The sequence below is a fragment of the Micromonospora sp. M61 genome (assembly GCF_018070245.1).
Lineage (GTDB): Bacteria > Actinomycetota > Actinomycetes > Mycobacteriales > Micromonosporaceae > Micromonospora > Micromonospora zamorensis.
In genome coordinates this window covers 1-8,614 of sequence record NZ_JAGPYA010000113.1, presented here as the reverse complement: position 1 = coordinate 8,614, position 8,614 = coordinate 1, and the positions used below count along the sequence as shown (strand labels likewise).

At 68.1% G+C, this 8,614-nt stretch carries 6 protein-coding genes; all 6 read left to right on the top strand.

Annotation, left to right across the window (positions count from 1 at the left end; translation table 11 throughout):
* The first annotated feature begins 83 nt into the window (after positions 1–83).
* Entirely contained in the window at positions 84–1,088 is a 1,005-nt protein-coding gene (locus KBX34_RS32425; protein ID WP_088950969.1) for a LacI family DNA-binding transcriptional regulator, read from the top strand.
* Between the two features lie 332 nt (positions 1,089–1,420).
* Complete coding sequence (locus tag KBX34_RS32420) at positions 1,421–2,800, top strand: ABC transporter substrate-binding protein (RefSeq protein WP_099849730.1); 1,380 nt, start codon at positions 1,421–1,423, stop codon at positions 2,798–2,800.
* Between the two features lie 88 nt (positions 2,801–2,888).
* Complete coding sequence (locus KBX34_RS32415; protein ID WP_088950971.1) at positions 2,889–3,845, top strand: carbohydrate ABC transporter permease; 957 nt, start codon at positions 2,889–2,891, stop codon at positions 3,843–3,845.
* Positions 3,846–3,856: 11 nt separating this feature from the next.
* Entirely contained in the window at positions 3,857–4,744 is an 888-nt protein-coding gene (locus tag KBX34_RS32410; RefSeq protein WP_088950972.1) for a carbohydrate ABC transporter permease, read from the top strand.
* Between the two features lie 140 nt (positions 4,745–4,884).
* Positions 4,885–6,507, top strand: coding sequence for a glycoside hydrolase family 13 protein (locus KBX34_RS32405; protein ID WP_307871548.1), 1,623 nt, complete (start codon positions 4,885–4,887; stop codon positions 6,505–6,507).
* Between the two features lie 159 nt (positions 6,508–6,666).
* The coding region (locus tag KBX34_RS32400; protein ID WP_210928904.1) for a glycosyl hydrolase family 28-related protein at positions 6,667–8,614 on the top strand (1,948 nt) is incomplete at its 3' end.

Genomic DNA, 8,614 nt, shown 5'->3' with positions numbered 1-8,614 from the left:
TCGGAAGAATCCGGCAGCAAGCCAGCAAACGACGGGCACTTTGCTGTTCATTTCTTTCATCCTGGTGACGTACGATTGCGACCGTGACCAAGCGGTTGACTGAAGTTGCCAAGAAGGCGGGCGTCAGCGAGGCCACCGTCAGCCGGGTGCTCAACGGCCGCGACGGGGTCTCCGAGACGACCCGCACCGCCGTGCTGACCGCGCTGGACGTGCTCGGTTACGAGCGGCCGACCAAACTGCGCGGCGAGCGCGCCCGGCTGGTCGGGCTGGTGCTGCCCGAGTTGCAGAACCCGATCTTCCCGGCGCTGGCCGAGGTCGTCACCGGGACACTGGCGCAGCGCGGCTACACCCCCGCCCTCTGTGCCCGCACCATCGGCGGTGTCTCCGAGATGGACTACGTGGAGATGCTGCTCGACCACCAGGTCTCCGGCGTGATCTTCGCGGGTGGTTCGTACGCGCTCGCCGACGCCCGACACGACCACTACCGTCGGCTGACCGATCGGGGTCTTCCGGTCGTTCTGGTCAACGCAGGCGTGGCCGAGTTGGGCTTCCCCCGGGTCTCCACTGACGACGCCGTGGCGGTGGAGCAGGCGTACGGGCACCTGCGCTCGCTCGGGCACGAACGGATCGGGATGGTGCTCGGCCCGGAGGGGCATGTGCCGTCCCGACGCAAACTGGACGCGATGATCCGGGCCGCCGGCTGGGACGAGGGTGACGCCGAGTGCGTCGAGCGTTCCAGCTTCTCCATGGAGGGCGCGCGGGTCGCCGCGACGAAACTGGTCGAGCGTGGCGTTACCGGCATCATCTGCGCCAGCGACGTGCTCGCGTTGGGCACGATCCGTGCGGCCCGGCGGCTGGGTCGCTCGGTGCCGGCCGACGTGTCGGTGGTGGGCTACGACGACTCCGCGTTCATGACCTGCACCGACCCGCCGTTGACCACGGTCCGGCAGCCGATCGAGACGATGGGGCAGGCCGCGGTGGATCTGCTGGTCACCCAGATCGAAGGCGCCGGCGTCCTGCACGACGAGTTGCTGTTCGAGCCCGAGCTGGTGGTACGCGGCTCGACCGCTCCCGCCCCGGGTCGCTAGGCACCACACCAGACGACGCTTCGGCCGTCGACCGCTCCATGCGGTCGGCGGCCGTTTTCGTCGCTGCCCGTCGGGAGCGGCATCGATATCGCCGAATGACCCGCCATAAGGGACCAAAGCCCGCATATCTGGCTGCTTTCAAGCGCTTGCCAACATCTGCCGTAATCACGTCGTGTCCTTTCGGAACAGGGTCGATACCTTGCCGAAATGAGTCCCCCTCGCTACAGTGACTCCACTCACACCTGGCTCCGACGCAGCTACTGGGCGTCAGGTCGCATCACCGCAGATCAGCGAAGGTCATTGGAGACACCCGTTCCCGAAGGGATGGACAGATGTCCGTACCGCAATACCGAAAGGCTGCGGCGGTTGCGCTCGTGGCCGGCCTGGGGCTCAGCCTCACGGCATGCTCCACGAAGAGTGACGACAAGGACGCGACCGCAGGCGGCAAGGTCACCATCACTGTCGACTGCCAGCCGGTCGGTGCGCAGAAAGAGCTGCTGAAGAACTGGAACGACGACGTCGCCGAGTTCCAGAAGCAGAACCCGGACATCGTCATCAAGAGCGTCAGCGTCGGTGAGCAGTGCAACAACCCGCCGGACTTCACCGCCCGCCTCGCCGGCGGCACCGTCACTGACGTGTTCTACGGATACATGACCGATCTCCAGCAGGTGCTCGACTCCGGTCAGGCCATGGACATCACCTCCCAGGTCAGCAAGGACACGATCCCCACCTGGGACAGCGTCGACCCGGCACTCAAGGGCGTCTTCACCGACGGCGGCAAGCTCTACGCCGTTCCGGTGAAGAACTACTCGATGGGTCTGGTCTACAACAAGGTCCTGTTCCAGCAGGCCGGGCTCGACGTCAACAACCCGCCGAAGACCTGGGCCGACGTCCGGGCCGCCGCCAAGAAGATCTCCGCACTCGGCAACGGCATCGCGGGCTACTCGGAGTACAGCGCCGGCAACACCGGCGGCTGGCACTTCACCTCCCTGCTCTACTCGCAGGGCGGCCAGGTGCTGACCCCGGACGGCAAGAAGGCCGACTTCAACAACGCCATGGGTAAGCAGGTCCTGCAGAACATCAAGGACATGCGGTACGGCGACAACAGCATGGGCGCCCGTCAGCTGCTCCAGTGGGGCGACCTGCTGACCAACGCCGGCGCGGGCAAGGTCGGCATGTTCATCGGCGCGCCGGACGCCACCCAGGCGATCGTCAGCCAGTTCCAGGGCAAGTTCCAGGACTGGGCGATGGCTCCGCTGCCCGGCCAGGACGGCAAGGCGTTGGGGACGCTCGGTGGTGGCGAGGGCTACTTCTTCAAGAAGGACCTCACCCCCGAGCAGGTCAAGGCCGGCCTGAAGTGGATCGCGTACCAGAAGCTCACCCCGGGCAAGGGTCAGTTCGACTACGTCCGGGCCAAGCCGCAGAACTACCCGGTCGGTCTGCCCCAGCCGCTGCTCTTCGCCAACGGCAGCGACGCGCAGAAGCAGGAGCTCGAGCTGCGCAAGGCGAACGCGAACGTCGACACCACCAACTTCGCTCTCTTCGAGGCGACCCCGGTGCCGATCAAGGGTGAGCCGCGCAACGCACAGGCGATCTACGCGGTGCTCGACGCCGCGATGTCCGGTGTGCTGACCAATCCGAACTCGAACATCGACGCCCTGCTCAAGACCGCCGAGGAGAAGGTCAACCAGCTCCTCACCGCGGAGAGCTGACCTGAGCGTGTGGGGGCCGGTACGCCGACCCGGCCCCCACACCACCCGCGCCGCATCGTCGACGTCACCGACTCACCCAGGAGTTGCCTTGGCGATCACCACCGTCCCGGAGACCCCCAGGAAACCGGGCCGCCCGCCGTCGCCGTACTCGGCGAGGCCGCAGCGTACGAGCCTCGGCCGAAAAGTACGGGACAACCTCACCGGGCACGCGTTCCTGATCGGCGCGGTGCTCTGCTTCGTCGTCTTCTCCTGGTACCCGATGGTCCGCGGCATCGTCATGAGCTTCCAGCGGACCCGGCGCGGCGAGACCACCTGGGTGGGTTGGGACAACTACTCCCGCATCATCGCCGACCCCAGCTTCTGGACGGCCTGGCAGAACACCTTCTACTTCACGGTGCTCGCGCTCGTCCTCGGGTACGCGGTGCCGTTCTTCGTGGCGATCCTGCTCAACGAGTTCCGCCACGCCAAGGGCTACCTGCGGATCCTGGTCTACCTGCCGGTGATGCTGCCGCCGGCCTCGGCGCTGTTCCTCTTCAAGTTCTACGCGTACGACCCCAGTGAGGCCGGGCTCTTCAACGCGATCCTCAAGGCGCTGCACCTGCCCACCTCGCAGTGGATGCAGTCGCCCGAGATGACGATGCCGGCGATGGTGGTCGCGTCGACCTGGATGAACATGGGCGGCGCCGTGCTGATCTACCTGGCGTCGTTGCAGAACATCCCCGGCGAGTTGTACGAGGCGGCGGAGCTCGACGGCGCCGGGATCTGGCGCCGGATCCGGCACGTGACGATCCCGCAGACCCGGCTGATCCTCGCGCTCCTGGCGATGTTGCAGATCGTCGCCACGATGCAGCTCTTCATCGAGCCCCTGATCCTCGCCAACGGCGCGGGCGCGGAGGACTCGGCGACCTCGGTGGCGTACCTCATCTACCAGCACGGGTTCTTCCAGAACGACCTCAACGGCGCCGCCGCCCTGGGCGTGATCATGCTCGTGGTGCTGGCCGGCTTCTCCGCCGTGTACGTGCGGCTGACTGCGAAACAGGACTAGGACGGCGAGGAATGGCACAGGATTCCGGAACCCGGACCCTCATCTCCCACTCCCAGCTCAGCCGGGGGCGCGGCAAGGTCATCTACTGGACGCTGCTGATCGTCGTCGTGGCGGGGTTCACGCTCGTCTTCCTCGGGCCGCTCTACTGGATGGTCACCGGCGCGCTCAAGTCCGGCCAGGAGATCGCGCAGACCCCACCCTCGCTGTTCCCGAAGGATCCCCAGCCGCAGAACTACATCGACGCGTGGAACAACCTGGCCCTCGCCAAGCTGCTGTTCAACACGTTCTACTACGCCATCGGCGCGGTGCTGTTCCAACTGGTCTTCGACAGCGCGGCAGCGTACTCGCTGTCCAAGCTCCGACCGATCTTCGGCAACACGATCCTCGCCCTGATGCTGGGAACTCTGATGATCCCGGCGATGGTCCTCATCGTCCCGCAGTACGTGACAGTGCTGGACCTGCCGATCCTGCACATCAACCTGCTGGACTCGCCGTTCGCGATCTGGCTGCCGATGGTCGCCAACGCGTTCAACATCTTCCTGCTGAAGCGGTTCTTCGACTCGATTCCCGAGGAGCTGATGGCGGCTGCCCTCATGGACGGGGCGTCGTCGCTGCGCACGCTCTGGTCGATCATCCTGCCGCTGTCGCGCCCCATCCTCGGCGTCGTGTCGATCTTCGCGGTGACGGCGGTGTGGAAGGACTTCCTCTGGCCGAAGCTGGTCATGCCCTCGCCCGAGACCCGGACGGTCAGCGTCGGCATCTACACCTTCGCCGGCGGCACACCGATGAACGTGGTGATCGCCGCGTCGGTCATCGCCGCGATCCCGACTGTCATCATCTTCCTGATCTTCCAACGGAACATCATGTCCGGTCTGACCACGGGCAGCATCAAGGGATAGCCACCAGCGCATCCTCCCGCGCGGCGAACAACGACCGTTCGCCCGACACATATCTTCCTCCGGCGAACACGCCGACGTACTGACGCAGAAAGCAGGTGCTCGTGTCCACAGCTGACAGAAGTCCGTGGTGGCGTGGAGCCGTGATCTACCAGGTGTATCCCCGGAGCTTCGCCGACGGTAACGGCGACGGCATCGGTGACATCGCCGGCATCCGGTCCCGGCTGAACCACCTGTCCGCGCTCGGCGTCGACGCGATCTGGTTCAGTCCCTGGTATCCCTCGCCGATGGCCGACGCCGGCTACGACGTGTCCGACTACCGCGACATCGACCCGGTCTTCGGCAGCCTGGCCGAGGCGGAGGCGCTGATCGCCGAAGCACACGCGCTGGGCATCCGGACCATCGTCGACGTGGTGCCGAACCACTGCTCCGACGCGCACCCCTGGTTCCAGGCGGCGCTCGCTGGCGGGCCCGGCGCGCCCGAGCGGGACCTGTTCTGGTTCCGGCCGGGCCGGGGCCCGAACGGGGACCAGCGGCCCACCGACTGGATCGGCGAGTTCGGCGGCGAGACCTGGACCCGCACCACCAACCCGGACGGCACCCCCGGTGACTGGTACCTGCACCTGTTCGCCCCGCAGCAGCCGGACTTCAACTGGGACCACCCCCGGGTACGCGCGGAATTCGAGGACATCCTGCGGTTCTGGTTCGACCGGGGCGTGGACGGCATCCGGATCGACTCGGCCGGGCTCCTGGTCAAGGACGGGGAGCTGCCCGAGGTCCGACCGGACCACCCGCACCCCTTCCACGACCTCGACGGGGTGCACGACATCTACCGGGGCTGGCGGCGGGTCGCCGACTCCTACCCCGGCGAGCGGGCCCTGATCGGTGAGGTGTGGCTGCCGGACCGGCAGCGGTTCGCCAATTACCTGCGCCCGGACGAGCTGCACGCCGCGTTCAACTTCGACTTCCTCGGCTGCGCCTGGGACGCCTCGGCGCTGCGGGAGAGCATCGACGGGACGCTGAGCGCGCACGCGCCGGTCGGCGCGCCGGCCACCTGGGTGCTCTCGAACCACGACGTTACCCGGCACGTCACCCGCTACGGTCGGGCGGACACCCGGTTCAGCTTCGCCGCCAAGCGCGAGGGCACCCCCACCGACCTTGAGCTGGGCACCCGCCGGGCCCGCGCCGCCGCGCTGCTCTCGCTGTCGCTGCCCGGCGCCGCCTACGTCTACCAGGGCGAGGAACTGGGCCTCTACGAGGTCGAGGACATCCCGTACGCGTTGCGTCAGGACCCGATGTGGGAACGGTCCGGCCGGGTCGACCCGGGTCGGGACGGCTGCCGCGTGCCGCTGCCGTGGGCCGGGGACGAGCCGCCCTTCGAGTTCAGCCCCGCCGGTGCCGCGGCGCCCTGGCTGCCCCAGCCTGCCGACTGGAAGGACCGGACGGCCAGTGCGCAGACCGGCGACTCCGCCTCGATGCTGGAGCTGTACCGGGCGGCGATCCGGGCTCGAAAGGCCGACCCGGCGCTCGGTGACGGTGAGCTGACCTGGCTGCCCGCCCCGGACGGGGTGCTCGCCTTCAGCCGTGGCGGTGGCTTCACCTGCCTCGTCAACCTGTCCGACACGCCGGTTCCGATGCCGGCCCAGGGGCGGTTGCTGCTGGCCAGCGGGCCACTCGACGACGGGTTGCTGCCGTCCGACACAGCGGTCTGGCTGCGTACCACCGAATCGGCGGACGGACCGCGAGTGGCGGACGGCCCGGCCTGACCTGACTCTGCTCGCCGTGGTGGGCGCGGGCCCGCCCGGCGGCCCGTCCCGGCCGCCGGCACCACGCCACCAAAGGAAAGGAGAAACGAGGGGGAGACGCGCCACGCCGCACCGACACGGGGGGATCTGGCCTGCCTGACGAAAGGGAGAGCGCAGCTCATGGCCAACCACACCACCGGCACCCCGCACCACCGACACCCGACCCGGGCAGGGCTGGCCGCCATTGCCGCCACCCTGCTCGCCGCCACAACGGTGACCGCTCTCGCGGTCACCGGCACCGCAACGCCGGCCTCGGCAGCCGGACTGTCCCCCTTCGACATTCCCAATCGAGGCGCCACCGTCCCGTTCATCGAGCAGGAGGCGGAGGAGGCCGCCCACAACGGCTCGAAGATCGGCCCGGACCGGCGCTACGGCACGCTGCCGTCCGAGGCGTCCGGCCGGGAGGCGGTCACCCTCGACGCCGTCGGCGAGTACGTCGAGTTCACTCTCACCGCGCCGGCCAACGCGGTCACCTTCCGGTACAGCCTGCCCGACAGCCCGTCCGGCACCGGCCGGGACGCCGCCATCGACCTGCGGGCCAACGGGTCGCTGCTGAAGTCGGTCCCGGTGACGTCGAGGTACGGCTGGTACTACGGCGGATACCCGTTCAACAACAACCCGGGTGACACCAACCCGCACCACTTCTACGACGAGACCCGGGCGATGTTCGGCAGCACCCAGCCGGCCGGCACGAAGATCCGCTTCCAGGTCTCCTCGACCGCCCAGTCGCCCACGTTCACCATCGACCTGGCCGACTTCGAGCTGGTCGCCCCCGCGATCACGAAGCCCGCCGGTGTGCTCGACGTGGTCACCGACTTCGGCGCCGACCCGAGCGGCGCGACCGACTCGACCGCCAGGTTCCAGGCGGCGGTCGACGCCGGCAAGGCCCAGGGCAGGGCCGTCTGGATCCCGACCGGGACCTTCACCCTCTGGGATCACGTGGTGGTCGACGGGGTGACACTGCGCGGCGCCGGGCCCTGGTATTCGGTGCTCGGTGGCCGGCACCCCACCGACCGGAACAGGTCCGTCGGCATCTACGGCAAGTACGTGCCCGGCGGCGGCTACACCGGGCCGGTCCGCGCGCACGAAGCGAACGGGCCGAGCCGCAACGTCACGCTGCGGGACTTCGCCATCATCGGCGACATCCGCGAGCGGATCGACGACGACCAGGTCAACGCCCTGGGCGGGGCGATGACCAACTCGGTGGTCGACAACCTCTGGCTGGAGAACACCAAGGTCGGGGCGTGGATGGACGGCCCGATGGACAACTTCACCATCCGCAACAGCCGGATCCTGGACCAGACCGCGGACGGGGTGAACTTCCACACCGGCGTGACCAACTCGACGGTGACCAACACGTTCGTCCGCAACACCGGCGACGACGCGTTGGCGATGTGGGCGCAGAGCGTGCCGAACGTCAACAACTCCTTCACCCACAACACCATCGGTGTGACCCTGCTGGCGAACCACCTGGTCAGCTACGGCGGTCGGGACATCAAGATCACCGACAACGTGACGGCCGACTCGCTGACCAACGGCGGGGGCATCCACGTGGCCAACCGCTACCCGGGTGTGCAGGGCGACACCGCGGTCCGGGGCACCTGGACGATCGCCCGGAACACGTTGATCCGTAACGGCAACTCGGACTACAACTGGAACTTCGGCGTCGGGGCGATCTGGTTCTCCGCACTCAACGAATCGTTCCAGCAGGCCACCATCAACATCACCGACACCGACATCCTGGACAGCTCGTACGCCGCGCTGCACTGGATCGAGGGCCAGACCAGCGGCATCAACCTCACCAACGTGCGGATCGACGGCGCCGGCACGTACGCGCTCCAGGTGCAGGCACCCAGTCAGGTGTCGTTCACGAACGTGCGGGCCACCAACATCGCGCAGAGCAACCCGATGCACAACTGCGTGGGCGGTGGCTTCCAGATCACCCGGGGCAGCGGTAACTCCGGCTGGTACACGCCCACCCCGTACTGCGGCCCGTGGCCGAACCCGCAGTGGGGCGGTGGACCCACCACCCCGCCGCCCACCACTCCGCCCCCGACGACCCCGCCCC